The sequence below is a fragment of the Bacillus sp. FSL M8-0266 genome (genome assembly GCF_038613425.1).
Taxonomy (GTDB): Bacteria; Bacillota; Bacilli; order Bacillales; family Bacillaceae; genus Bacillus; species Bacillus pumilus.
Map to the genome: position 1 here is coordinate 715,324 of NZ_CP152015.1, position 23,279 is coordinate 738,602.

20 protein-coding genes are annotated in these 23,279 nt (G+C 41.3%); 11 read left to right on the forward strand and 9 right to left on the reverse strand.

Annotated elements, in window-relative coordinates; genetic code table 11:
• Nucleotides 1-24 precede the first annotated feature (24 nt).
• The 3 genes from MKY83_RS03420 to putP all read right to left on the reverse strand — a co-directional run bounded on the left by MKY83_RS03420 (nucleotide 25) and on the right by putP (nucleotide 3,885).
• The gene (locus MKY83_RS03420; RefSeq protein ID WP_342488163.1) at nucleotides 25-1,431 is read right to left on the reverse strand and encodes an alkaline phosphatase; all 1,407 of its coding nucleotides are present in this window, start codon (nucleotides 1,429-1,431) and stop codon (nucleotides 25-27) included.
• 112 nt (nucleotides 1,432-1,543) lie between these two features.
• Nucleotides 1,544-2,242 (reverse strand): MgtC/SapB family protein, encoded by a 699-nt coding sequence (locus MKY83_RS03425; RefSeq protein WP_170938431.1) that lies wholly within the window; start codon nucleotides 2,240-2,242, stop codon nucleotides 1,544-1,546.
• Nucleotides 2,243-2,403: 161 nt separating this feature from the next.
• On the reverse strand, nucleotides 2,404-3,885 hold the full coding sequence (gene putP, locus MKY83_RS03430) for a sodium/proline symporter PutP (protein WP_044141557.1): 1,482 nt from the start codon (nucleotides 3,883-3,885) through the stop codon (nucleotides 2,404-2,406).
• 423 nt (nucleotides 3,886-4,308) lie between these two features.
• Here putP and gatC point away from each other — a divergent pair, with 423 nt between their 5' ends.
• Genes gatC through gatB form a run of 3 tightly spaced genes read left to right on the forward strand, consistent with a single transcriptional unit; the run spans nucleotide 4,309 to nucleotide 7,515 of the window.
• Nucleotides 4,309-4,599 (forward strand): Asp-tRNA(Asn)/Glu-tRNA(Gln) amidotransferase subunit GatC, encoded by a 291-nt coding sequence (gene gatC, locus MKY83_RS03435; protein WP_003213898.1) that lies wholly within the window; start codon nucleotides 4,309-4,311, stop codon nucleotides 4,597-4,599.
• Between the two features lie 14 nt (nucleotides 4,600-4,613).
• Nucleotides 4,614-6,071, forward strand: coding sequence for an Asp-tRNA(Asn)/Glu-tRNA(Gln) amidotransferase subunit GatA (gatA, locus tag MKY83_RS03440; protein ID WP_278178147.1), 1,458 nt, complete (start codon nucleotides 4,614-4,616; stop codon nucleotides 6,069-6,071).
• A gap of 13 nt (nucleotides 6,072-6,084) precedes the next feature.
• Nucleotides 6,085-7,515 (forward strand): Asp-tRNA(Asn)/Glu-tRNA(Gln) amidotransferase subunit GatB, encoded by a 1,431-nt coding sequence (gene gatB, locus MKY83_RS03445; protein WP_003214292.1) that lies wholly within the window; start codon nucleotides 6,085-6,087, stop codon nucleotides 7,513-7,515.
• Between the two features lie 188 nt (nucleotides 7,516-7,703).
• On the opposite strand, the gene MKY83_RS03450 is transcribed toward gatB, so the two are convergent.
• Nucleotides 7,704-8,549 (reverse strand): TetR/AcrR family transcriptional regulator, encoded by an 846-nt coding sequence (locus MKY83_RS03450; protein ID WP_065099163.1) that lies wholly within the window; start codon nucleotides 8,547-8,549, stop codon nucleotides 7,704-7,706.
• A gap of 131 nt (nucleotides 8,550-8,680) precedes the next feature.
• Between MKY83_RS03450 and MKY83_RS03455 the strand changes: the two genes are divergently transcribed.
• Nucleotides 8,681-11,899, forward strand: coding sequence for an efflux RND transporter permease subunit (locus tag MKY83_RS03455; RefSeq protein WP_111912186.1), 3,219 nt, complete (start codon nucleotides 8,681-8,683; stop codon nucleotides 11,897-11,899).
• Nucleotides 11,900-11,930: 31 nt separating this feature from the next.
• Here MKY83_RS03455 and MKY83_RS03460 read toward each other — a convergent pair whose 3' ends face one another.
• The gene (locus tag MKY83_RS03460) at nucleotides 11,931-12,884 is read right to left on the reverse strand and encodes a nucleoside hydrolase (RefSeq protein WP_126741166.1); all 954 of its coding nucleotides are present in this window, start codon (nucleotides 12,882-12,884) and stop codon (nucleotides 11,931-11,933) included.
• Nucleotides 12,885-13,065: 181 nt separating this feature from the next.
• On the opposite strand from MKY83_RS03460, the gene MKY83_RS03465 reads away from it, so the two are divergent.
• A complete protein-coding gene (locus MKY83_RS03465) occupies nucleotides 13,066-13,974 on the forward strand; it encodes a diacylglycerol kinase (protein WP_044141563.1) in 909 nt (302 codons plus the stop codon).
• A gap of 3 nt (nucleotides 13,975-13,977) precedes the next feature.
• Nucleotides 13,978-15,414 (forward strand): 23S rRNA (uracil(1939)-C(5))-methyltransferase RlmD, encoded by a 1,437-nt coding sequence (gene rlmD, locus MKY83_RS03470; protein WP_342488164.1) that lies wholly within the window; start codon nucleotides 13,978-13,980, stop codon nucleotides 15,412-15,414.
• A gap of 165 nt (nucleotides 15,415-15,579) precedes the next feature.
• Here rlmD and MKY83_RS03475 read toward each other — a convergent pair whose 3' ends face one another.
• Complete coding sequence (locus MKY83_RS03475; RefSeq protein WP_185107516.1) at nucleotides 15,580-16,152, reverse strand: hypothetical protein; 573 nt, start codon at nucleotides 16,150-16,152, stop codon at nucleotides 15,580-15,582.
• Nucleotides 16,153-16,906: 754 nt separating this feature from the next.
• Here MKY83_RS03475 and MKY83_RS03480 point away from each other — a divergent pair.
• Both MKY83_RS03480 and MKY83_RS03485 read left to right on the forward strand, forming a co-directional pair.
• Nucleotides 16,907-17,881, forward strand: coding sequence for a tRNA-dihydrouridine synthase (locus tag MKY83_RS03480; protein ID WP_342488165.1), 975 nt, complete (start codon nucleotides 16,907-16,909; stop codon nucleotides 17,879-17,881).
• A 107-nt stretch (nucleotides 17,882-17,988) separates the two neighbouring features.
• Nucleotides 17,989-18,843, forward strand: a complete 855-nt coding sequence (locus MKY83_RS03485) for an SMI1/KNR4 family protein (RefSeq protein ID WP_044141566.1) — start codon at nucleotides 17,989-17,991, stop codon at nucleotides 18,841-18,843.
• A 71-nt stretch (nucleotides 18,844-18,914) separates the two neighbouring features.
• Here the strand turns inward: MKY83_RS03485 and MKY83_RS03490 are convergent, their stop codons facing one another.
• Complete coding sequence (locus tag MKY83_RS03490; RefSeq protein WP_044141567.1) at nucleotides 18,915-19,286, reverse strand: hypothetical protein; 372 nt, start codon at nucleotides 19,284-19,286, stop codon at nucleotides 18,915-18,917.
• A gap of 183 nt (nucleotides 19,287-19,469) precedes the next feature.
• On the opposite strand from MKY83_RS03490, the gene MKY83_RS03495 reads away from it, so the two are divergent.
• Both MKY83_RS03495 and MKY83_RS03500 read left to right on the forward strand, forming a co-directional pair.
• Nucleotides 19,470-19,907 carry an Rrf2 family transcriptional regulator gene (locus MKY83_RS03495; RefSeq protein ID WP_044141568.1) on the forward strand — a complete coding sequence of 146 codons (438 nt, stop codon included), beginning with the start codon at nucleotides 19,470-19,472 and terminating at the stop codon, nucleotides 19,905-19,907.
• A 64-nt stretch (nucleotides 19,908-19,971) separates the two neighbouring features.
• Nucleotides 19,972-20,886: an NAD(P)/FAD-dependent oxidoreductase gene (locus tag MKY83_RS03500; RefSeq protein WP_044141569.1), complete on the forward strand. Its 915-nt coding sequence runs from the start codon at nucleotides 19,972-19,974 to the stop codon at nucleotides 20,884-20,886.
• Nucleotides 20,887-20,896: 10 nt separating this feature from the next.
• Here the strand turns inward: MKY83_RS03500 and MKY83_RS03505 are convergent, their stop codons facing one another.
• Entirely contained in the window at nucleotides 20,897-21,097 is a 201-nt protein-coding gene (locus MKY83_RS03505; RefSeq protein WP_044141570.1) for a hypothetical protein, read from the reverse strand.
• A gap of 113 nt (nucleotides 21,098-21,210) precedes the next feature.
• Here MKY83_RS03505 and MKY83_RS03510 point away from each other — a divergent pair, with 113 nt between their 5' ends.
• Entirely contained in the window at nucleotides 21,211-21,858 is a 648-nt protein-coding gene (locus tag MKY83_RS03510; RefSeq protein ID WP_044141612.1) for a DUF3885 domain-containing protein, read from the forward strand.
• A 33-nt stretch (nucleotides 21,859-21,891) separates the two neighbouring features.
• Here the strand turns inward: MKY83_RS03510 and MKY83_RS03515 are convergent, their stop codons facing one another.
• On the reverse strand, nucleotides 21,892-23,220 hold the full coding sequence (locus MKY83_RS03515) for a 6-phospho-beta-glucosidase (protein WP_065099172.1): 1,329 nt from the start codon (nucleotides 23,218-23,220) through the stop codon (nucleotides 21,892-21,894).
• Between the last annotated feature and the right edge of the window lie 59 nt (nucleotides 23,221-23,279).

Below are 23,279 nucleotides of genomic sequence, written 5' to 3' on the forward strand. Positions count from 1 at the left end.
ATGTGATGAGGCGGGGATTGTTTTTTATGGGCGATAGGTGGACGGTGATTCAATGATATGAAACAGGTTCTTTCCTTGCTTTGTATTATCGATCCAGCCTTGAAATGCTGCTTTCCCAGGTCCATATGCATAGACAGGGACATCCTCACCTGTATGAGCAAAGGTTGTCCAGCCTGAGAAAGAACGTTGATCAAAGATGTGTTGAATGCTGAGTTGAATCGTACCGTCCTTCCCTGATTGTGCCGCTTTCTCCACCTGTGAGATTTCCTCTTTTGTGAGCGAGAAATCAATATTGGTGTGAAGGACATCACGTACCGATTGTCCGCCTTCGATTTTCTTTGCCATATACACTGGTGTTTTCTTAGCAGCTAAAATGGGTGCTGGGTCCCATTTATAGCCGGTTTCACTTGTCATGCCGTCTGCACCAAACGAAAAGCCGCCAGTCGCATGATCTGCTGTGATGACAACGAGTGTTTCTTGATCTTTTTTAGCGAATTGAAGAGCCGTTTGGACTGCTTTCTCAAAATCCTCCATCTCACTCATTGCGCCGACCACATCATTTTCATGTCCAGCAGAATCAATGGTACTACCTTCAAGCAGCATGAAAAACCCATGCGAATTGTCTTGATTTAATTGGGCTAATGCTGACTGCGTCATGTCTTTTAAAGTAGGCACATGCTTTGGACGATCGATGGCTCGATCCAGCTCGTCCTCCTGGAATAAGCCGAGCATTTTTGAAGATGATTGGGTAGTTAAATCATCTTTTGACCTTAGTATGGAATACCCGCTCTTCTCAAATTCTTTCACAAGATCACGGTCTTTTCGGTCAAAATATTGCATGCCGCCACCTAGAAGGATATCAACTTTGTGCTCTCCACCTATTTTCTCATCAAAAAAGTGGTCTGCAATTTGTTCTTTGTTTTTTCGGGAGACGTTATGTGTGCCAAAAGCGGCAGGTGTCGCATCGGTGATGTCAGATGAGACAACAAAGGCTGTTTTCATTTGTGCTTCCTTTGCTGCTTCAACGACACTTCTAAGAGGTTCTTTTTCTTGGTTGACGGCGATGGCATCATTGTATGTCTTTTTTCCAGTCGCCATGGCCGTGGCTGCGGCAGCTGAGTCGGTAATATTATCTCGAGGATCATCTGGGTGTGTGGTCTGCATCCCGACTAAATACGGGTCCCAGACGGTTTGTGCTTTTGGAGAACCAAGCTTTTCCTGCTTGAATGTGCGGTAGGCTTTGATCACGGGCATCCCCATTCCATCGCCAATGATAAAAATAACATTTTTTGGTGTTTTCGTTTGTTTCTTGTCTGCTGCATTTGTTGAGACGGGAGTGACATAATGTGAGGTCAATAAAGCAGCGAATACGAGTACCGCTAGAATCCCACTCATAAGAAAAATACGTTTTTTACGATCCATATAGCCCATGAAAAATCCCCTTTTATCATTTATTTCATAATTTGTATTTTATTTGAATGAAGGCAATGGTTCAACCCCTTTTCCCATAAAAAAAGGGATGAGACTTTTGCCTCATCACCTTTTATACCGTATCACACTTGACGCCAACGACGCCTTCTAGATCTTTAATATCAAAATACACATCAGTTGTATAGCGATCTTTATGCACGCGTACGCGTACTTCCATAATCGGATAGTTCTTTTCTGTTAAATCATCAATACGAACAGAATGAATGCGAATGTTGAGGGCTTTCATTTCTTTTAAAATATCCGTCATGCGGTTTCGATCAGAAAGAGACATTCTGATGCGGATTTCTTTTTCCTGTAAGCGAATCGGTCCGATCCGCTGGAAGAGCCACGGTAGAAATTCGACACTAATCAGAATAAAGAAAAGACTGAGGAAGGCTTCTTTATAAAATCCTGCACCTGTAGCAACACCAAGTCCTGCTGCTCCCCAGATCATCGCAGAAGTCGTGAGACCTGAGATGACATCATTGCTTTTTCGCAGAATCACACCTGCTCCAATAAAACCAACACCAGATATAATTTGCGCCGGTAACCTGAGTGGGTCCATTTGAAGCCTAGAGACTCGAGGGAAATTGTAGGCTGCATCAATGCTGATGATGGTTAACACGCAGGAGCTGACAGCAATGACAATACACGTTTTTAAGCCGAGCGGCTTTTTCTTCAGCTCGCGTTCAAGCCCAATAATCAAACCGATTAAGGTGGCCACGGCTAATTTTAAGACTGTATCCCATTCAATTGTCCAAAACATGCGTATCGCTCCTTCACTTCATGTACGTTTCACATCATGTATATGATCTTCTCACAGCCCATATGGCTGCACAACTCTTATTTTATTCAGAATCGGAAGAAAGAAAAGCTTTTTATTTAATTTAAAAAGAGAGTCATCCGCATAAGGCGGACGACCCTTCATGTTCTTTATTTTGTTTCTTCTTCAAGATGATTTTCCATTTTGTTAAATAGCTGTTTTGATGCTTTTGACGGCTTACTTGTCAATAAGCTCACAATAATGGCAGCTAATCCACTTAACGTAAAGCCAGGAATCATTTCATAAATACCTGTTGCATGGTTAAGGCCTGTCGTGATCCATGTGAGAACCACAACCGCACCAACAATCATCCCAACTAGGGCACCATGGTGATTCATTCGTTTCCAGTATAGGCAAAGTAAGATGACTGGACCGAATGAAGAACCAAATCCAGCCCACGCATAACCGACAAGATCAAGAATGGTATCACTTGGGTTAAGTGAAAGACAAAGGGCAATCACAGCGACAACGAGTACAGACATACGGCCAATCATCACAAGCTCTTTATCAGATGCTTTTTTTCTAAAGAACGTTCTGTATAAATCCTCTGTCATCGCACTTGCCGTGACAAGCAGCTGAGACGAAATTGAACTCATAATCGCCGCTAAAATAGCAGAAAGTAAAAATCCAGTGATATATGGATGGAACAGCACCTTAGAAAAGACGATAAAGATGGTTTCAGGGTCAGCAAGGTTCATACCCGTTTCATGAACATAGGCAACACCAACTAAACCGACAGATAGTGAACCAATTACTGAAATAATCATCCAGCTCATTCCGATGCGGCGTGCTGGTTTTAAGTCTTTGACGGACGTAATCGCCATAAAGCGCACGATAATATGCGGCTGTCCAAAGTAACCTAATCCCCAAGCGAGGAAGGATATAATGCCAATGACGCTCGTTCCTCTAAAAATATCAAGCAATTTAGGATCAATCTGTTGAATATCTTGGAATGTGGCAACAGGTCCACCTAATTGTGTAAAGGCAACGATCGGCACGAGCACTAATGCTAAAAACATGATAGCTCCTTGGACAAAGTCCGTTAAGCTCACTGCCAGAAATCCACCAAACAATGTATACAAAATAACAATACTTGACGTCAAAATCAGTCCAAACATGTAGTGTGCACCAAATGCTGACTCAAATAAACGTCCGCCTGATACCATCCCAGACGATGTATACAGCGTAAAGAAAATTAAAATGATGACAGCTGATACAGCTTTTAATAAAGAAGATGATCCTTTGAATCGTTTATCAAAGAAATCAGGAATCGTAATGGCATCATCAGCAATTTCTGTATAAGAACGTAAACGGGGTGCAAGAATGAGATAGTTTAAGTAAGCACCGACGATGAGACCAATCGCAAGCCAGGTAGTCGATAAACCTGTTTTATACATTTCACCTGGTACACCCATCAGCATCCAGCCGCTCATATCCGCAGCACCTGCTGAAAGAGCTGTAACGAATGGACCAAGTCCGCGTCCACCAAGCATATAATCATTTAAATCATGTGTTTTCCTGAATGCATACCAACCGATGGCAAGCATCCCGATAAAATAAATAGATAAGGAAATTGTAACTTCAATACTCATTTTGTGTTCTCACCTTTTTCGTATAAATTTGACATCACCTCAATCAAAATATCCAGAAGTGTCAGGGCTAGTTTTTTGATTGAATGCCCTTCTCACTGCTATGGTTACTTAACCTAACAGAGTATTCCCAAGTGATCAACCTTCTTAAACCTCCCTATTTTGAAGAAAAAATGGACAGATCGGTGATACGAATCAGTTTGTATGCGCTTACAAAAATGGATAAAAGTAAAAATTTTCTGAAAACAAAAGGGTGTCTGCATGCTTATTTTCTTCATCAGTTGAATCACAATGATGCTTCGAGAGAAAATGCCTCTTACAGCCCCTGCGTAAAGTTGCTTTAGAACAGTAAAATTTGATATGATAAAGTGTATATGACTTATGATCATGACCACGAACACGTATCATTTTTGGAGGTGAACCTGCATGTCTAGAATTTCAATAGAAGAAGTAAAGCACGTGGCGCATTTGGCACGGCTTGCAATTACAGAAGAAGAAGCTGAGATGTTTACAGAACAGCTTGATAGCATCATTTCATTTGCAGAGCAGTTAAACGAGGTAGATACGGAAAACGTTGAACCAACAACACACGTATTAAAAATGAAAAACGTCATGAGAGAAGATGTTCCGAATAAAGGTCTTTCCATTGAGGCAGTCATCAAAAACGCGCCTGATCATAAAGACGGCTATATTCGTGTGCCATCAATTTTGGACTAAAGGAGGCCTGAGGCATGTCACTGTTTGATCACAAAATTTCTGAATTAAAAGAGCTTTTACATAAAAAGGAACTGTCTGTTTCTGATTTAGTGGACGAGTCTTATAAACGAATCAATGAAGTAGACGGGAAAGTACAAGCATTCCTTGCACTGGACGAAGAGAAAGCTCGTGCGTATGCAAAGGAATTGGACGAGGCAGTTGGTGAAAAGGACGAGCTTGGTCTATTGTTCGGTATGCCAATCGGTGTGAAAGATAACATCGTCACAAAGGATTTACGTACAACAGCATCTAGTAAAATCCTGCAAAACTTTGATCCTATTTATGATGCAACGGTTGTCAATCGTTTAAGAGATGCGGAAGCAGTCACAATCGGTAAATTAAATATGGACGAATTTGCAATGGGATCTTCTACGGAGAACTCAGGCTTCAAAGCAACGAAGAACCCGTGGAATTTAAACACTGTTCCAGGTGGATCAAGTGGTGGCTCAGCAGCTTCTGTTGCAGCTGGAGAAGTACCATTCTCTCTAGGATCAGATACAGGCGGTTCGATTCGCCAGCCGGCATCATTCTGCGGCGTTGTGGGTCTGAAGCCGACGTATGGCCGTGTATCTAGATACGGTTTAATCGCATTTGCTTCTTCATTAGATCAAATCGGGCCGATTACGCGTAACGTAGAGGACAACGCATACGTTCTTCAAGCGATTGCTGGAGTCGATCAAATGGACGCAACGAGTGCAAATGTCGACGTCCCAGATTTTCTTTCTTCATTAACTGGAGACATCAAAGGCATGAAAATTGCAGTGCCAAAAGAATACCTTGGAGAAGGTGTTGGCGAAGAAGCAAAAGAGTCTGTTCTTCAAGCGTTAAAAGTATTAGAAGGACTTGGTGCAACATGGGAGGAAGTGTCTCTTCCGCATTCTAAATATGCGCTTGCGACTTACTACTTACTGTCTTCTTCAGAAGCATCTGCAAACCTTGCGCGTTTTGACGGCATCCGTTATGGCTACCGTACAGATAATGCAGAAAACCTGATTGATTTATATAAAAATACTCGTTCTGAAGGCTTTGGAAACGAAGTGAAACGCCGCATCATGCTTGGCACATTCGCTCTTAGCTCAGGATATTATGATGCATACTATAAAAAGGCGCAAAAAGTCCGTACATTGATCAAAAAAGACTTCGAAGATGTTTTTGAAAAGTATGATGTCATTGTAGGACCAACAACACCAACTCCTGCATTTAAGATTGGTGAAAAGACAAGCGATCCACTGACAATGTACGCGAACGATATTTTAACGATCCCTGTGAACCTTGCAGGCGTTCCAGGAATCAGTGTGCCTTGTGGATTTGCAAATGGTCTTCCGTTAGGACTGCAAATCATTGGCAAGCACTTTGATGAAGGAACGGTTTACCGCGTGGCTCACGCTTTCGAGCAAGCAACAGATCATCATAAAGCAAAACCTGAACTGTAAGGGGTGAATCAGAATGAACTTTGAAACGGTAATTGGACTTGAAGTCCACGTTGAGCTAAAAACACAATCAAAAATTTTCTCCAGCTCGCCGACACCTTTTGGTGCAGCTGCCAACACGCAAACAAGTGTCATCGACCTTGGATATCCTGGCGTACTGCCTGTATTGAACAAAGAAGCGGTGAACTTTGCAATGAAAGCAGCAATGGCGCTAAACTGCGAGATCGCAACAGATACAAAATTTGACCGTAAAAACTACTTCTATCCTGATAACCCAAAGGCGTATCAAATTTCTCAATTTGATAAACCGATCGGTGAAAACGGCTGGATTGAAATTGAAGTAGAAGGCAAAACGAAACGAATCGGTATTACGCGTCTCCATTTGGAAGAGGATGCAGGTAAACTGACGCACACAGGCGACGGATATTCACTTGTCGACTTCAACCGTCAAGGCACACCGCTTGTTGAAATCGTATCTGAGCCGGACATTCGCACACCAGAAGAAGCGTATGCTTACTTAGAAAAACTAAAATCTATTATTCAATATACAGGCGTATCTGATTGTAAGATGGAAGAAGGCTCACTTCGCTGTGATGCCAACATTTCACTTCGTCCGATCGGCCGTGAAGAGTTTGGAACGAAAACAGAGCTCAAGAACTTGAACTCATTTGCTTTCGTACAAAAAGGTCTTGAATTCGAAGAGAAACGTCAAGAGCAAGTATTGCTTTCTGGCGGCTTGATCGAACAAGAAACTCGCCGCTATGACGAAGCGTCTAAAAAGACGATCCTCATGCGTGTCAAAGAGGGATCAGATGATTATCGCTACTTCCCAGAACCAGATTTGGTGGAGCTGTACATTGATGACGAGTGGAAAGAACGCGTAAGAGCATCGATCCCAGAGCTTCCAGACGAGCGCCGCAAACGCTACATCGATGAGCTTGGGCTTCCTGCATATGATGCGATGGTGCTGACGCTGACAAAAGAAATGTCTGATTTCTTTGAAGCAACCATTTCAGAAGGTGCAGAAGCGAAGCAAGCTTCAAACTGGCTGATGGGTGAAGTATCTGCCTACTTAAATTCAGCTCAAAAAGAGCTGGAAGATACAAAGCTAACGCCGCAAGGCCTGGCTGGCATGATCAATCTCATCGAAAAAGGAACGATTTCTTCTAAGATTGCCAAAAAGGTATTCAAAGAGCTGATTGAAAATGGGGGAGACGCAGAAACAATCGTCAAAGAAAAAGGGCTTGTCCAAATTTCTGACGAAGGTGCCCTGCTCAAACTTGTCACAGAAGCACTTGATAACAACCCGCAATCCATCGAAGACTTTAAAAATGGAAAAGACCGCGCGATTGGTTTCTTAGTCGGACAAATCATGAAAGCATCGAAGGGACAAGCGAACCCGCCGATGGTCAACAAGATTCTCCTAGAAGAAATCAAAAAACGCTAATGAACAATAGCAAAAACCGCCTCATGAGAAGAGGCGGTTTTTTTTGCTTGAAATGACAGGGTCTTATCATAGATTCAGACCACCGCCGTATATCAATTCGGAGATTCTTTTCTTATAATGAAGTATAAGCGAAAGTGCACATTCGAAGGGGGATAAAGGTGAACGAATCGGAAAAACAGCACGTAATGTTATTGAAGAAAAAGCTTCAATTGTTCAACTACTTTTAAGACAGCAGGGTCCTCACACTTTTCTAAATTCGTCAGCATCCCTTGAATAACTGGCTTACGAGGCTCAGCTTTCGCCAGTTCTTCTTCAATGACTTCAATGGATACAAGGGTATCATCAGAAAGCAAATGTTCAAGCTTTAACAAACGAAGCTCCTCTTGAAGGGAAGCAGCACTCGGCGCTTCATCGTCCCAAATGGTTGGCTTTAAGATCGGTTTCGTCTGAGAACGAAGCATACCTTGAACCAAATCATCAAACCGTTCGAGTATAAAGGAAGAGAGCTCATCAAATGATAATTGCATCTGATCTTGTAAAAGCAGCACCTGAACATAAGATTGGATGATTCCTTGAATCATGACTGACAGGTCAGTTATATATGGTTCGATCTCCTGTCCATAAGTGGTCAAGATGGAAATTTGAATTTCATCATTCATTTGCTTTTTCACAGTTTTTGAATACTTTTTAATTTGCTGGTTTTCTGGAATAATGTTCTCGCTGAGGATCAAAATGATAAAATCCTTGTTCTCAGCAAAATGCTGAAACTGTTCAGCGATTTGCTTCTGGAAGATCTCTCTCGGCGCGAGATGCTGATTCTCTTTTCGAATCGTTTCAATACTTTGCATAGACGTGTCGATATAATATTCGAACGCTCGGTTGAAAAGCTGTTCTTTTGATTTGAAATGCAAATAAAACGCGCCTTTCGATATTCCGCACTCATCTGCTATTTCCTGAATGGTCGTAGAAGAAAAACCCTTTTTCGCAAACAACTGGATGCTTGCTTTAATGATTTTTTCTTTTTTTTCGTTCATGAAATAAGGCCCCTTCAGCTTTAGAATGTTACGTCAAACGCAAGAGAAATGGTTGACGGCATTGTATATCACCGTTTATTATGATATAGAATGACCAGTCAGTCAATACATAAAGGAAAATGGAGGACATAATGAATTCGATCATCAATTTTGTATTAAAGAATAAGTTCGCTGTATGGCTCATGACAATTATCGTAACAGTTGCTGGTCTATATGCTGGATTGAATATGAAACAAGAATCAATCCCGAATATCAACACTCCAGTCATTACGGTTTCTACAACGTATCCTGGCGCAACGCCGGACGAAGTATCAGATAAGGTGACCGATCCAATTGAAAAATCGATCCAAAACCTAAATGGAGTCAATGTGGTCACATCCAATTCATTTGAAAATGCCTCATCGATTCAAGTCGAGTACGACTACAACAAAGACATGGATGAAGCAAAAAAGGAAATTGAAGATGCTGTTAACAATATCAATTTTCCGGAAAATGCAGAAAAACCAAAAATCGCACGCTTTAGTATCAATGCGGTTCCAATATTAGCACTTAGTGTATCTGGTGATAAAGAATCATTAGAAAACCTGACGAAAAAAGTGGAAGATGACCTTGTCCCTTCACTTGAAGGATTAGACGGTGTATCTTCCGTCGAAGCTTCGGGACAGCAAATCAAAGAAGTAGAATTTTCGTTTAAACAAAAGAAATTGAAAGAATACGGTTTAGATGAAGAAACCGTCCAAAATATGATCAAAGGCTCTGATGTCAACGTACCATTAGGTCTATACACATTCGGCAACAAACAAAAATCAGTTGTCGTTGATGGCAATATTTTAAGCGTCAAAGATTTGAAAAACATGCGAATTCCTGTCACACCAGGTGCTAGTGGCGGTGCGGGAAGCGCTGGAGCCGGAGCGCCTTCTAACGGCTCAGGAAATGCAGGTGCGCAAGGCGCAGAGCAGCAGGCTGGTGCAAGTCAGCAGCAGGTAGCTCAGCAGCAAACTGGTGGCGGTTCAGCAAGCAGCCAATCTGTGGAGCTGCCGACAATCAAGCTTTCTGAGATTGCGGATATTAAAGTCGTCAAGGATGCAGAATCGATCTCTAGAACAAATGGAAAAGACAGTATCGGTCTGCAAATTGTTAAAGGCTCTGATGCCAACACAGTAAGTGTAGCAGAAGCAGTCACAAAAGAACTCGAGAAGTTCAAGAAAGATAACAAAGGAATCAAAGTAAGTACCACATATGATCAAGCAGAGCCGATAAAAGAGTCTGTCAGCACAATGCTGAACAAGGCAATCATCGGAGCAATCTTTGCGATCATTATCATTATGTTGTTCCTTCGAGATATCAAATCAACCTTAATTTCGGTTATTTCCATTCCGTTATCTCTGTTGATTGCTGTTTTAATATTGAATCAGCTGGATATTACACTAAATATCATGACACTTGGTGCCATGACCGTCGCTATTGGGCGTGTTGTTGATGACTCCATTGTTGTCATAGAAAACATATATCGACGAATGGCATTAAAGGATGAGCCATTAAAAGGAAAAGAACTCGTTAAAGAAGCCACAAAAGAAATGTTTATTCCAATCATGTCTTCGACGATTGTCACAATTGCGGTCTTTTTACCGCTAGCACTTGTGGGTGGAATGATTGGAGAACTATTCATCCCATTTGCATTAACGATTGTGTTTGCTTTAATGGCTTCACTCCTTGTAGCCATTACGATTGTTCCAATGATGGCACACAGTTTATTTAAAAAGAACCTGTACGGCACAGCGAAAAAGGTAAAAGAGCATAAACCAAGCAAGCTTGCTAGCGGTTATAGACGCGTACTCAATTGGGCATTGAACCACAAATGGATCACATCAGGAATTGCCATTCTTATGCTTGTCGGAAGCTTATTCTTAGCTCCACTTGTCGGTGTCAGCTTCTTACCACAGGAAGCAGAGAAGACGGCGATGGTGACTTATACACCTGAACCTGGACAAACGAGAGAACAAGCTATCGATGAAACGAAAAAAGCAGAAGAATATTTGATCAAACGTGACCATGTCAATACTGTTCAATATTCACTTGGCTCTTCAAATGCGCTTACAGCAAGTGTAGGCGGTAACTCTAACGGTGCGCTATTCTTCGTACAATATGATGAGGACACACCGAATTTTGATAAAGAAAAAGATCGCGTGGTCAAAGCCTTGCAAGACAAAGTGTCTAAAGGGGAATGGAAATCACAAGACTTCTCATCTGCTGGCGCAAGCAATACAGTGACGTACTATGTGTACGGTGATAAAGCAAGTGATATTGAAGGCACAGTAAAAGAAGTTGAAAATATTTTAAAAGATGAGAAAAACCTGAAAAACGTCAGTACAAGCTTATCTGAGAAATATGACGAATATACATTTAATGCAGATCAAGAAAAACTGGCGAAACTAGGGCTGACAGCTTCACAAATTGCACAAGCGATTGCTCCTCAAAATAGTGAAACAACACTGACGAAAGTAACTGAGGACGGCAAAGAACTTGATGTGAATCTTCAAACGGAAAAAGATGAATATAAGAGCAAAAAAGATTTAGAAAATAAAAAGATCACAACACCGACAGGCCAAGAAGTCCGAATTGGTGATGTTGTTAAAGTGAAGGATGGCTCAACAGCAAATACTGTGACAAAGCGTGATGGAAAAATCTACGCAGAAGTGTCTGGTGACATGACAACAGACGACGTATCAAGTGTGACACAAGATGTTCAGAAGAAAGTCGACAAGCTTGATCTGAAATCTGGCGTAACGATTGACACAGGAGGCGTAAGTGCGGATATTGAGGAATCCTTTACGCAGCTTGGGCTAGCAATGCTTGCAGCGATTGCCATTGTGTATCTCGTTCTCGTCATCACATTTGGCGGAGGTCTTGCACCATTTGCAATTCTCTTCTCGCTTCCATTTACAATTATTGGCGCGCTCGTTGGATTGTTTTTAGCAAAAGAAACCATCAGCTTAAACGCCATGATTGGATTGCTCATGTTGATCGGAATTGTTGTGACAAATGCGATCGTCTTGATTGACCGAGTCATTCATAAAGAGAAAGAAGGACTCTCAACAAGAGAGGCATTACTGGAAGCTGGTACAATAAGAGTACGTCCAATCTTAATGACGGCACTTGCGACAATTGGGGCACTTCTTCCATTAGCATTAGGATTTGAAGGCGGAAGCCAAATTGTTTCAAAAGGACTTGGCGTCACAGTCATTGGTGGTCTCGCAAGTTCAACATTGCTAACACTGGTTATCGTACCAATCGTATACGAAGTGTTAAGCAAATTTAAACGCAAAAAGAAATACGTAGAAGAAGATTGAGATGGGGCCCCGCTTTGATGGCGGGGCTTTTTTATGTTGAAATCTGACAAACAGCTCTTCTCATGAGCTCTTCAAATGCTTGGAAAAATGCGTCACGATCGACATGGTCAATCACTTGAATTGATTTTCCATCTGTATGTTCTTCGGTACGTCCTTGCTTTGGCGTTTCGGTGTAAACGATTGCATTCATTTCCTTTGAACGAGTAAATGATGAGGAATCAAGAGTGATCGTTGTCAGCACATCCCATAAGTAGTAAGTCGAGTTGGTTTCGTGATGAATGAGAGGCGGGCAAAAGGCGTAGCACTGCCCAATAAAATCTATTCCAATATGAGAACGAAGGGAAGCCCAGCGCTGACGCACATCTAGTGTAAGCGGAACTTGATTCGTGCTTTCAAGTGCGACCATTTCAATAGGAAAGCGTTCCTGAAAAACAGTGCTGACAGCATAAGGGTCCCAAAATGCATTCCATTCTGCTGTCCCATCATGCTCGGGTTCCTCAACATTGCCTTTTTCAAGAAACGTACCGCCCATCCATACCAATTTTTCAATTTTATTAGAGATTGAAGGATCTTCTTCTAAGGCGCGTGCAAGGTCTGTGAGCGGACCTGTAAAGAGCAGCGTGACAGGTTCTGCTGACTTTTTAACGGTTTCGATTAAATGAAGGTGTGCTGGAAGCTTGGACACTTTTGTATCAACAGTGCCTTTCTCGTTTAAAATAGGTAAGGCGTCTACATAAAAAGCATGCATGCGCCACTCTTTCGGAAAAGGATTGACGCCTCTAGAATTTGAAGCAGCGACTTCAATTTCATAAGGGCTAAATCGATCGATGATTTTTTGAGACGCACTGAGAGCTGGCTCTAAATAACAATCAGCAGGAATCACAGACGTCCCAATCACTTTCAGATGTTCCATTTGAAGGAGAAGAAATAACGAGACGAGGTCATCAACACCGCCATCATGATTAAAATAAACAGGCTTTTTCATCGCAAACCATCCTTTACAGCGTTTTCTTTTATCTTATCAGAATGCTTTCTTGCTGAGGGAAATGTGGCAGGAGATTTGTCAGATTAGGGTGTTGTTCTGTTGCCATTTTCAAATCTCATAGTATAATTAAAGGTTGTTAGTGGTGAAAATAGATTGCATAATGAATATAGGATGATGATGAATGAAACGTGCTCGAATTATATACAATCCGACATCTGGGCGTGAACTCTTCAAGAAGAATTTGCCGCAGGTTTTGCAAAAATTTGAACAAGCTGGCTATGAAACATCTTGTCATGCAACGACATGTGCAGGAGATGCGACACAAGCAGCTGAAAAAGCTGCCCAGAGAGACTTTGATTTAATTGTAGCAGCAGGTGGAGACGGCACGATCAATGAAGTCGTCAATGGACTAGCACCGCTTGAAAAAAGACCAAAACTAGGAATTATTCCGGTTGGAACAACAAATGACTTCGCAAGAGCACTTGGAATTCCACGAGAAGGTGTTTTAAAAGCAACAGATGCCATTATAGATGGTATAGCGAAGCCGCTTGATATCGGTAAAGTCAATGGCCATTATTTTATTAATATTGCAGGCGGCGGCCGGTTAACAGAGCTCACCTATGAAGTGCCTAGTAAGCTAAAGACAATGCTTGGACAGCTTGCTTATTATTTAAAAGGCATGGAGATGCTTCCTTCTATCCGCCCGACAGAAGTCGAAATTGAATATGACGGCAAATTGTTTCATGGAGAAATCATGCTGTTTCTTGTTTCACTCACAAACTCAGTAGGCGGCTTTGAAAAGCTAGCGCCAGATTCTGTTTTAGATGATGGCATGTTTGACCTGATTATTTTAAAGAAGGTCAATTTAGCAGAAGCCATTCGAGTAGTCAGCCTTGCACTGCGAGGCGAGCATATTCATGATAACAATGTCATCTACACAAAAGCGAATCGCGTAAAGGTAGATGTAAAAGATAAAATGCAATTGAATTTAGATGGCGAATTCGGCGGCATGCTGCCTGGTGAATTTGAAAACCTGTATCGTCATATTGAATTTATTGTGCCAAAAGCAACAGCTGAAAAAATAGGGTAGAGAATGAACTTGGTTCCTTATGGCGCCAAGTTTTTCTTTGCAAATGAGGTGATAAAATTGGTAAAGATGAAACCGCCTGTTGAAAAGAATGAATACTACAATGTAACCTTCGAAGACCTAACGCACGAAGGTGCAGGTGTAGCGAAAATTGAAGGGTTCCCTGTCTTTGTACCGAATGCCCTTCCAGACGAACAAGGGAAAATCAAGGTCACACGTGTGAAAAAAGGATTTGCTTTTGGGCGACTCATGGAGCTGACAAAGGAAAGTCAGCATAGGCAAGATGCGCCATGTCCTATCTATAAGCAGTGCGGAGGCTGTCAAATTCAGCACATGAGCTATGAAGGCCAGCTGCTATTTAAACAGAAACAAGTAAAGGACGTTTTAGAGCGGATCGGCAAACTTGATATGAGCCGTGTAAAAGTTCATCCTGTACTAGGAATGGAAGACCCTTGGAATTACCGAAACAAAGCACAAGTTCCAGTTGGCGAACGGGAAGGCGGACTTGTTGCAGGATTTTATCAGCAACGTACCCATGAAATCATCGATATGGAAAAATGTTTGATCCAGCAATCAGAAAATGACGAAGTGGTACAGGCAGTAAAAGACATATGCAATGCGTTTGGCATCAAAGCATATAACGAAGAGCGCCACAAAGGCTGGCTGCGTCATGTGATGGTTCGCTACGGCATTGCAACAGGTGAAATGATGGTAGTGTTTGTTACTAGAACGGCTGACTTTCCGCAAAAGCAGCAGGTGATTGAGCAGATTATAGCACGTTTCCCACACGTTCGGTCAATTGTGCAAAACGTGAATTCAAAGAAAACAAATGTCATTTTCGGAGACGAAACGACCGTTTTATGGGGAGAAGAATACATTTATGACACGATTGGCGACATCAAATTTGCCATTTCAGCCCGCTCGTTTTATCAAGTGAACCCAGCTCAAACAAAAGTGCTTTACGACAAAGCGCTTGAATATGCCGAGCTGCAAGGTGAAGAAACCGTCATCGATGCGTATTGCGGAATCGGTACGATTTCCTTATTTCTCGCACAAAAAGCAGGCAAAGTATACGGCGTAGAAATTGTGCCAGAAGCGATTGAAGACGCAAAACGCAACGCTGCCTTAAACGAGATCAACAACGTCGAATTCGCAGTCGGTGAAGCAGAAACTGTTATCCCAAACTGGTATAAAGAAGGCATCAAAGCAGACACCCTCGTCGTCGATCCGCCAAGAAAAGGTTGTGACGAAGCACTGCTTGATACGATTTTAAAGATGAAGCCAAATCGCGTTGTTTATGTTTCCTGTAATCCTGGGACGCTAGCTCGTGATTTGCGTATTCTTGAAGATGGTGGGTATGTGACGGAAGAAGTGCAACCTGTGGATATGTTTCCGCATACGAGTCATGTGGAGTGTGTGGCAAGTCTTGTGATTAATCAATAATGGAGATGTCCTGATTTCGTGAAAAATATCGATATCGGGATATTTTTATTTTTGCTCCCCTCCGTTAGAATGAAAAATTCGCTTGAAATTCTATTAAAGTAAAACTCTATAGACATATGAATATAGATAGAAAAAGTCATGAAATGGAATAAAATCCCTTCTCCATTAATGGATGGGGGGTTCTTCTTCTATGTTCTGATTTTTTTGATCAAGTGCAGAGGATATGATATCAAGTCCGATGTATAAAAAGCTAACAAAGAAAGATAAAATCAATACCCCATTTCCCCATATAGAAACTTCAATTATCTTCAAATTTAGTACATATTTAATCGTGAAGTAAATAAGAGCCCACGAAGCAAAAAATTCTAAAATATAAGTTATCCATTTTGGGACCTTCAACAAAAAAGTGATTCCTTTCCCTATAAATAAAACGATAAATGACCAAAAAATCACAATGATGCTAACTAACAACGAGAAGGTAATCAAAGAAAAAAATGAATCATAAGTGATGTATTCACCGAAAAGAAAATTTACTCCCAATGATACTAGGTAAAGCATAGCAGTTGGAAGGACAATAACTAAACTTAGGGAAAAAAATATAAGTAAAATAAGAAGAACGGCAGCAATAGCGCCAGGGGCTTCATCTACAACGTTTTTCTTTCTTAAAAAAGTATAGAGTATGATAGACACTAAAAGGAGTATTAAAAAAGTCAATGAAATCACGTAAGAAAAAGACATGAAGATCCTCCATTAAAAAGCGCTATTAGAAACTAATAGCACTTATTTTTATATTTAGATAAGATTAACGATGAACTTTGCCAAAGTTTTAGCAGCATCTCTAGGCGCACCCATTTTAAATAAAAGCATTTGTGAACTGTTTTTCTGTCTACTTTTCTCCCCTTTATCCATTACTTTTGCGATTTTGGCAGAAAGTTTTCTGATCCAAACAGCAGCTTTTAAGAAAATCACTCTTATCTATGCGATACACAAAGATTGTAACAAAAACCATATTAAGAATGAATTGTATCTTAGTACTGTATTTTATATAACGTGATATATTTTGAATAAAGAATAACTAAAGATGAATAAGTTATTTATCAGTTTAACAATTTTTTCTGTGTTATTCGCTGCCGGTTGGTCGCTTGATAAAATCATTACTTCTAATACTTATCATGTAACAGAAAAGGCAATTACAATTTAAAAAGCCCCTGCATAGGGCTTTTTTTATTTGAATATCTTTTTTATTAGTTTGCCAGATGCATTACCTGCTGCCCGTCTGACACGTTTTCCAGTAGTACCTTTTTGAACAACGTTTACGTCTTCTCAAATTTTTGATATTTTATAAAGTGCTGATAGCATTTTGTTAATGTTCATTTTATGCTCCTTTTGCGTTGAATCCTTACTAAAGTATATAATGATAAAAATTGCTGAAAGACTTTATAGAAGGACAAGCCCTATAAGGCGCTATGTCATGAGAGGAATTGGATGAAAGATGAGTGAAAATTTCTGGCGTGATTTACCACGACCATTTTTTATATTAGCACCTATGGAAGAAGTGACAGATGTTGTGTTTCGTCATGTTGTGAGTGAGGCGGCGAGACCGGATGTGTTTTTCACAGAGTTTACGAACAGTGAGAGCTATTGCCACCCTGATGGGATTCAAAGTGTGAAGGGGCGTTTAACCTTTACAGAGGATGAGCAGCCAATTGTTGCTCATATTTGGGGAGACAAGCCTGAGAACTTTAGGCAAATGAGTATTGGAATGGCAGAGTTAGGATTTCAGGGTCTTGATATTAATATGGGCTGTCCTGTTCCGAATGTCACACAAAACGGGAAGGGCAGTGGCTTGATTCTTCGCCCAGGTGTTGCCGCAGAGCTGATTCAAGCGGCAAAAGCTGGAGGATTACCAGTCAGCGTCAAAACAAGACTTGGTTTTACAGAGGTCGATGAGTGGCGCGATTGGCTCAGACACATTTTGGAGCAAGACATTGTGAACTTATCGATCCACCTTCGTACAAGAAAGGAAATGAGCCAGGTGGATGCGCATTGGGAGCTCATTCCTGAGATTGTAAAACTTCGTGATGAAGTAGCACCTGATACGCTTTTGACCATCAATGGTGATATTCCTGATCGTCAAACGGGCTTAAAGCTCGCTAAGCAGTATGGAGTGGACGGTGTGATGATTGGGCGCGGGATTTTCCATAACCCATTTGCTTTTGAAAAAGAGCCGAAGGAGCATACGAGTGATGAGCTGCTAGGTCTTTTAAGATTGCATCTTGATCTTCATGATCAATATTCCTCATTAGGCTTGCGTCCATTCAAGGCGTTGCACCGTTTCTTTAAGATTTATGTAAAAGGATTCAGAGGAGCGAGCTTCCTAAGAAACCAATTAATGAACACATCATCAACAGATGAAGTGCGTGCAATGCTAGATGAATTTGAAGCGAGAAATCAAGAACAATCATGATGAGAAAGAGGAGGGGAAGCCCTTCTCTTTTTTCTATGAATAGGTCTATTAAACTAGTGGCTCTAAATGGTAAAATGAGATAGAAATAACAATTGGAGGTATTTTATTTGAAACCATTTTGGGATACAGACATAGAAAGTGAAGAGACATTTAAGAAAATCAATGAGAAAGGCATTGTAAAAGCGGAAAAGAAGCTAGGCGTCACCTTGCCTGATACATATAAAAAACTGATTCTTGAACAAAATGGCGGGTATACCCTGCATAACGCTTTTCCAACGGACCAGCCGAATGGATGGGCAGAGGATCATGTGTCATTTGATCATTTAAGAGGAATTGCTAAAAATGAAGGCATTATGGATAGTGATTATTTAATAGAAGAATGGGAATTGCCTGAGGGACTTGTGCTCATTTGTGGGGATGGTCATACGTGGATTGCATTGGACTATAGAGAAACAAAGGAACATCCACCGGTTCATTACTTTGATCTAGAATATGAGACAGATTTCAAATTAGCAGATTCGTTTGATGAACTGATTGCGGGGCATTATACCGCAGAGGATAGTGAAGAAGATGGGATGTCAGATGAAGAGTGGCAGGCTGAATATGAAAAGCAGAATAAACCATTATCAAAAGAAGAAGTGAAAGACATTTTCATCACCAAAGACCCTGAACAGCTTTCAAAAATTGCGAATTTTCAAGTGGAACAAATTGATGATGTTAAGTGGATATTTTCTGAAGTAGAAACATACATGAACTCCATTCAAGACGAAGAAATGTTAACGAATGCTGGCTGGGCGATCAATACGATCTTTATACTGAATGAAGAGATGATTAAGCAGCATGCTGATGTTGTCGAGCATGCACGTCGTTTTGCGGAGCATTTGAATCAATCAGAAATAGATGAAATGCACGACATAGCCATTAATATATCGATTGCGTTGGAATTTGATTTAGAGGAGTAATACATCTTTTTTATTGAGAAATCTATCATTTCAGCAAAAGACCCCCTCATCAAAAGGGGGTCATCAATTCCTTACTCCGCACTCTCCTCAACCTCACGGCTATCCTCTGTTTCACCAATATAAATTGGGCCGTTTGCGTGGTCGATTCGGATTGTCCATTCGTATGGGACTTGCAGGCGTCTTGCGATGGCTCTCCAAAACTTTGCAGAATCAAATTCTAGTTCTTGAAAGTCTTTGAGCAATTCTTTATAGGAAGATCCGTCAAATTGAATGTACGAGTCTTGCAGACGCATAAAGGCATAGTGTCTTACTTCTAATGCTGCCGCAGCTTCCATTTCTTCTTCTGTTGCTTCACCAATGATTGTTCCTGCGGGTGGAAGCATGTCGTATACATTAAATTCCTCTTCTTCTTCGTGTGCTGCATTGTGCTGTTGATCTGACATTTCTCTTCACTCCTTCTAGTTTTCATCAAAATTTGATTCGTGCTTACCTCTATTATCGGAAGAAAATGCGAAATGTGGAATGAAAAAAGAAGCAGATCCACAATACTTGCTTTTTCTTCTTGAATCTTTTATGATCTATTACAGATATAAAAGGTCTATAATAGATAGAAAGGAAATCATCTGATGAAATATTCTAAAGCAACCAACTATGCACTTCATACGATGGTATTTTTAACTCTTGCACCAAAGGGGAAAGCAATAGGCGTTGAGCCTCTCGCCAAGATGCAAGACCTTTCACCCACCTATTTATCCAAAATTTTAACAAAGCTTGTGAAGGCAGGATTGATTGAATCAACACCTGGCGCAAAAGGTGGTTACACCATTATGAAAAAGAAGGAGGACATTTCATTTTTAGACGTCATTCAGGCGGTAGAAGGTCAAACTAATTTATTTCGTTGTTCCTTAGAACATGATTCTTTCATGCCTCATGATGACTGTTTGATTGAGCAGGTCATGCAGGATGTTGAAACGAAAATGCAGGAGACGTTAAGTCAAAAGCGGTTAGTTGATATCGCAAGCCAAATTGAGCAGACAAAAAAAGATCCATTTTTCAACATGTGATTTTTTTGAACAAATTATAGATATTAAGAGTCTTTAAAGTCTTGAATAAAAAGGAGACATTGACATGTTATTAGATTGTGCCATTATCGGAGGAGGGCCAGCCGGATTAAGCGCAGCACTTGTTGTGGGGCGGGGCAGAAAACAGGTCATTGTATTCGATGACGAGATGCCAAGAAATCGAGTGACTCAGGAATCACATGGATTTATTACAAACGATGGAATGACACCGTTTGAGATCAGACAAGCGGGAGAAGCAGATCTTCAAAACTACCCCAATATCCAAATCAAACGAAGTAGAATGGTCGAGATACAAAACAATGAGGACAACTTTGCGTTACTGACACAAGAGGGAGAAAGGTTCGAAGCGAAGAAAATCATATTGGCAACAGGGCTAAAGGATATACTGCCAGAGATCAAGGGGATTCATGAAGTGTATGGAAAGACGTTGTTTAGCTGTCCTTTCTGCGATGGCTGGGAGCTAAAGGACAAGCCGCTTGCTCTCATTGCTGAGAATCCACGCGCCTTGCATATGGCTAAACTTCTTTCCAATTGGACAAAGGATTTGATCGTGTTTACGAATGGGCAGCAAGTGTTTGCTGAAGAGGAGAAGGCATTGCTATCAGCACATTTTATTCAAGTCATTGATGTACCGATTATGTCAATTCATCATGAGAATGGACAAATGCACTCTCTTCACCTTGCGAATGGGGAAACGGTGAAAAGAGAAGGCGGATTTGTCGCAAGTGAATTCAAGCAGTCAGCTCCATTTGCTGAAAGTCTGGGCTGTCAAATGACGAAAAATGCCGGCATTGAAACAGATATTCTTGGACGTACAACAGTCAGCGGTGTCTTTGCATGCGGTGACAATTTAGGCGGCCCTGCTCAGCTTGTCCTTGCAGCAGCAGCTGGAAGCCAGGCAGGAATGGGCGTTATCCATGAACTTGTGCAGGAAGAATTTCAACAAAAAACATCTCTATGAAAAGAGATGTTCAGCGATGAACGGTTTTCCGTTTTGCTAAAACGTGAGCTGCCCATTCAAAAAGTGCGTAGATGACAAAGAAGATCAGGATCCAGCTGCTAGCATCGATCCATACGTTGGTGATATGAATGATGTTCGCCTGATCAAGTCCAACCTGTATCCACATAGTGATCAATGCGGTGAGGAACACCTGTAAAAACCATTTTTTCAATTGGTCACACCTCCATCTCTTTCTATCATATAAGAAATGACAGTTTATTTCCAATTGTATTTCCATCAATTTCAACGGTAAAATAAGAAATAAAACCAATGGAAGGACATGACATGAGCGATCAAACCAATAGCTTTTTAAAAAGTCATTTTCCTGATCTTGTCCTCACGCCGCCACTTTTTTATGGGTGGCCTTTTGGGCTACGCTTTGAAGTGGCAGATTGGTCATTAGGAAAGAAATCGGTTGTATTAGAAAAAGCGGGGGATCGTGCTTTAGAAATTGTGAGATATGCTTTTGATCCAGAAGACGATATTCTGTTTGTCACGGATGTCTATACGCAGCATGAACATGAATTAATGAAGCAAAAGCTCCTAGTTTATCAGAAATATGTTCGCCGGCAAGTACGCAATCGCTTGCGTCACGAGCTTTTGACCTATGTAAGACCAGAACTAGATGAGCCCCTGACATTGGAGAGATTTACCTTGTCTTGCCAGCTGCAAGATATACGATTACACCCACTTCTACAAGCCATGTGCCAGGAGGATTTCTATGCACCGAATCAAATCATGAAGGGGAAGCTTGATTATGAAATCTATTTGATCAATCTCTCTAAACAGATGATTTTCCACTTATATGATGATCGAGGCTGTGATCTTATTGCGGCAGATGCTGAGCGCCTTCGGCCAGTCTACGAGGGCTTACAGCACTGGCTATTAGACTATGATCGTGCTCAGATGGACAGGCTGTTTGCAAAGAAATAAGAAAACCGCACTTTTGACAAGTGCGGCTTCTTTTTATGCTTCTACTTTATTGAAGAACTGTGGTAAATATTCTTTGTGTGCTTCTAGCATTTCATCTAGGATGCTTTTTGCAATGGCATCTGATGGGACGAGCGGGTTGATCGTCATTGCGACAAGTGCTGTGTTGTAATCTCCTGTCACGGCTGCTTCAGCGGCAACACGTTCAAAGGATTTAATTTGAGAAATCAGTCCTTTGACTGCGACTGGCATTTCGCCAACAGCGATTGGTTTAGGACCGTCTTTTGTGATGACGCAGTTCAGTTCTACAGCAGAATCATTTGGAATGTCACTGATGGCACCATTGTTGATGGTATTGACAGGCTGAATATCATGCTTGTCGTTATAAATCGATGCAATCAAGTTACAAGCGGCATCACTGTAGTAGGCACCGCCTCGTTTTTCAAGCTGTGGCGGCTTGATATCAAGATCAGGGTCTTTGTAAAGCTCAAACAGGTCATTTTCTAGTGCACGAACGACTTCTGCACGAGTTCCTTCATTCTCTGCTGCTTTCTTTTCTTCAGCCAGCATATCACTTGTTTTGTAGTAGTAGCGGTGATATGGACATGGAATAACGCCAAGCCCTTTTAAGAAATCAGCATCCCACGGAATGGCATGAATGTTGTTCATCGACATCGTGGAGTTTGGATCTGCCATGTCTTCGATGACTTGATCCATGATACTTTTGCCATCTAAGAATACATTGAGTCCAAAGACCATATGGTTTAATCCAGCAAAGCTGACCTCGACTCTGCTTGCGTCGACATCAAGCCCTTTGGCAATTCCCATGCGAATGCCGATTGGCACGTTGCATAAGCCAACGACTTTGCGATGGTTTGAATAGCGAAGTACGGCTTCTGTAACCATACCAGCTGGATTTGTGAAGTTCACAAGCCATGCATCTGGGCATAGTTCTTCAATATCTTTCACAATATCCAGAATCACTGGAATGGTGCGAAGCCCTTTGAATAGACCTCCTGGACCATTCGTTTCTTGACCAATGACATCATATTTTAAAGGAATGCGTTCATCCTTCATACGTGCTTCAAGAAGTCCGACACGGAATTGTGTTGTGACGAAATCAGCGCCCGCAAGCGCTTTCCGGCGATCTAATGTTAAATGAACCTCGATTGGAAGTCCTGCCTTTTTCACCATTCGTTTTGCAAGATCTCCGACGATTTCAAGCTTTTCTTTTCCCGCTTCAATATCGACAAGCCAAAGCTCGCTAATCGGAAATTCATCGTACCGTTTAATAAATCCTTCTACAAGCTCTGGTGTATAGCTTGATCCTCCGCCAATTGTGACAACCTTTAATCCTTTTGCCATGTTCTGCACCTCCGAATAATGTAACGCGCAATGTTATAATAGAGAAAAGCCAATTCTTT

Excerpts from the sequence above, each read along its gene's own strand:
- MKY83_RS03490 (WP_044141567.1), bottom strand. The coding sequence starts at position 19,286 with ATGTCAGATCAACAGCACAATGCAGCACACGAAGAAGAAGAGGAATTT.
- MKY83_RS03455 (WP_111912186.1), top strand. The coding sequence starts at position 8,681 with ATGAATTCGATCATCAATTTTGTATTAAAGAATAAGTTCGCTGTATGG.
- MKY83_RS03510 (WP_044141612.1), top strand. The coding sequence starts at position 21,211 with ATGAGCGATCAAACCAATAGCTTTTTAAAAAGTCATTTTCCTGATCTT.
- gatA (WP_278178147.1), top strand. The coding sequence starts at position 4,614 with ATGTCACTGTTTGATCACAAAATTTCTGAATTAAAAGAGCTTTTACAT.
- gatC (WP_003213898.1), top strand. The coding sequence starts at position 4,309 with ATGTCTAGAATTTCAATAGAAGAAGTAAAGCACGTGGCGCATTTGGCA.
- MKY83_RS03475 (WP_185107516.1), bottom strand. The coding sequence starts at position 16,152 with ATGTCTTTTTCTTACGTGATTTCATTGACTTTTTTAATACTCCTTTTA.
- rlmD (WP_342488164.1), top strand. The coding sequence starts at position 13,978 with ATGAACTTGGTTCCTTATGGCGCCAAGTTTTTCTTTGCAAATGAGGTG.
- MKY83_RS03480 (WP_342488165.1), top strand. The coding sequence starts at position 16,907 with ATGAGTGAAAATTTCTGGCGTGATTTACCACGACCATTTTTTATATTA.
- MKY83_RS03450 (WP_065099163.1), bottom strand. The coding sequence starts at position 8,549 with ATGAACGAAAAAAAAGAAAAAATCATTAAAGCAAGCATCCAGTTGTTT.
- putP (WP_044141557.1), bottom strand. The coding sequence starts at position 3,885 with ATGAGTATTGAAGTTACAATTTCCTTATCTATTTATTTTATCGGGATG.
- MKY83_RS03500 (WP_044141569.1), top strand. The coding sequence starts at position 19,972 with ATGTTATTAGATTGTGCCATTATCGGAGGAGGGCCAGCCGGATTAAGC.
- MKY83_RS03515 (WP_065099172.1), bottom strand. The coding sequence starts at position 23,220 with ATGGCAAAAGGATTAAAGGTTGTCACAATTGGCGGAGGATCAAGCTAT.
- MKY83_RS03420 (WP_342488163.1), bottom strand. The coding sequence starts at position 1,431 with ATGGGCTATATGGATCGTAAAAAACGTATTTTTCTTATGAGTGGGATT.
- MKY83_RS03465 (WP_044141563.1), top strand. The coding sequence starts at position 13,066 with ATGAAACGTGCTCGAATTATATACAATCCGACATCTGGGCGTGAACTC.
- MKY83_RS03460 (WP_126741166.1), bottom strand. The coding sequence starts at position 12,884 with ATGAAAAAGCCTGTTTATTTTAATCATGATGGCGGTGTTGATGACCTC.
- MKY83_RS03495 (WP_044141568.1), top strand. The coding sequence starts at position 19,470 with ATGAAATATTCTAAAGCAACCAACTATGCACTTCATACGATGGTATTT.
- gatB (WP_003214292.1), top strand. The coding sequence starts at position 6,085 with ATGAACTTTGAAACGGTAATTGGACTTGAAGTCCACGTTGAGCTAAAA.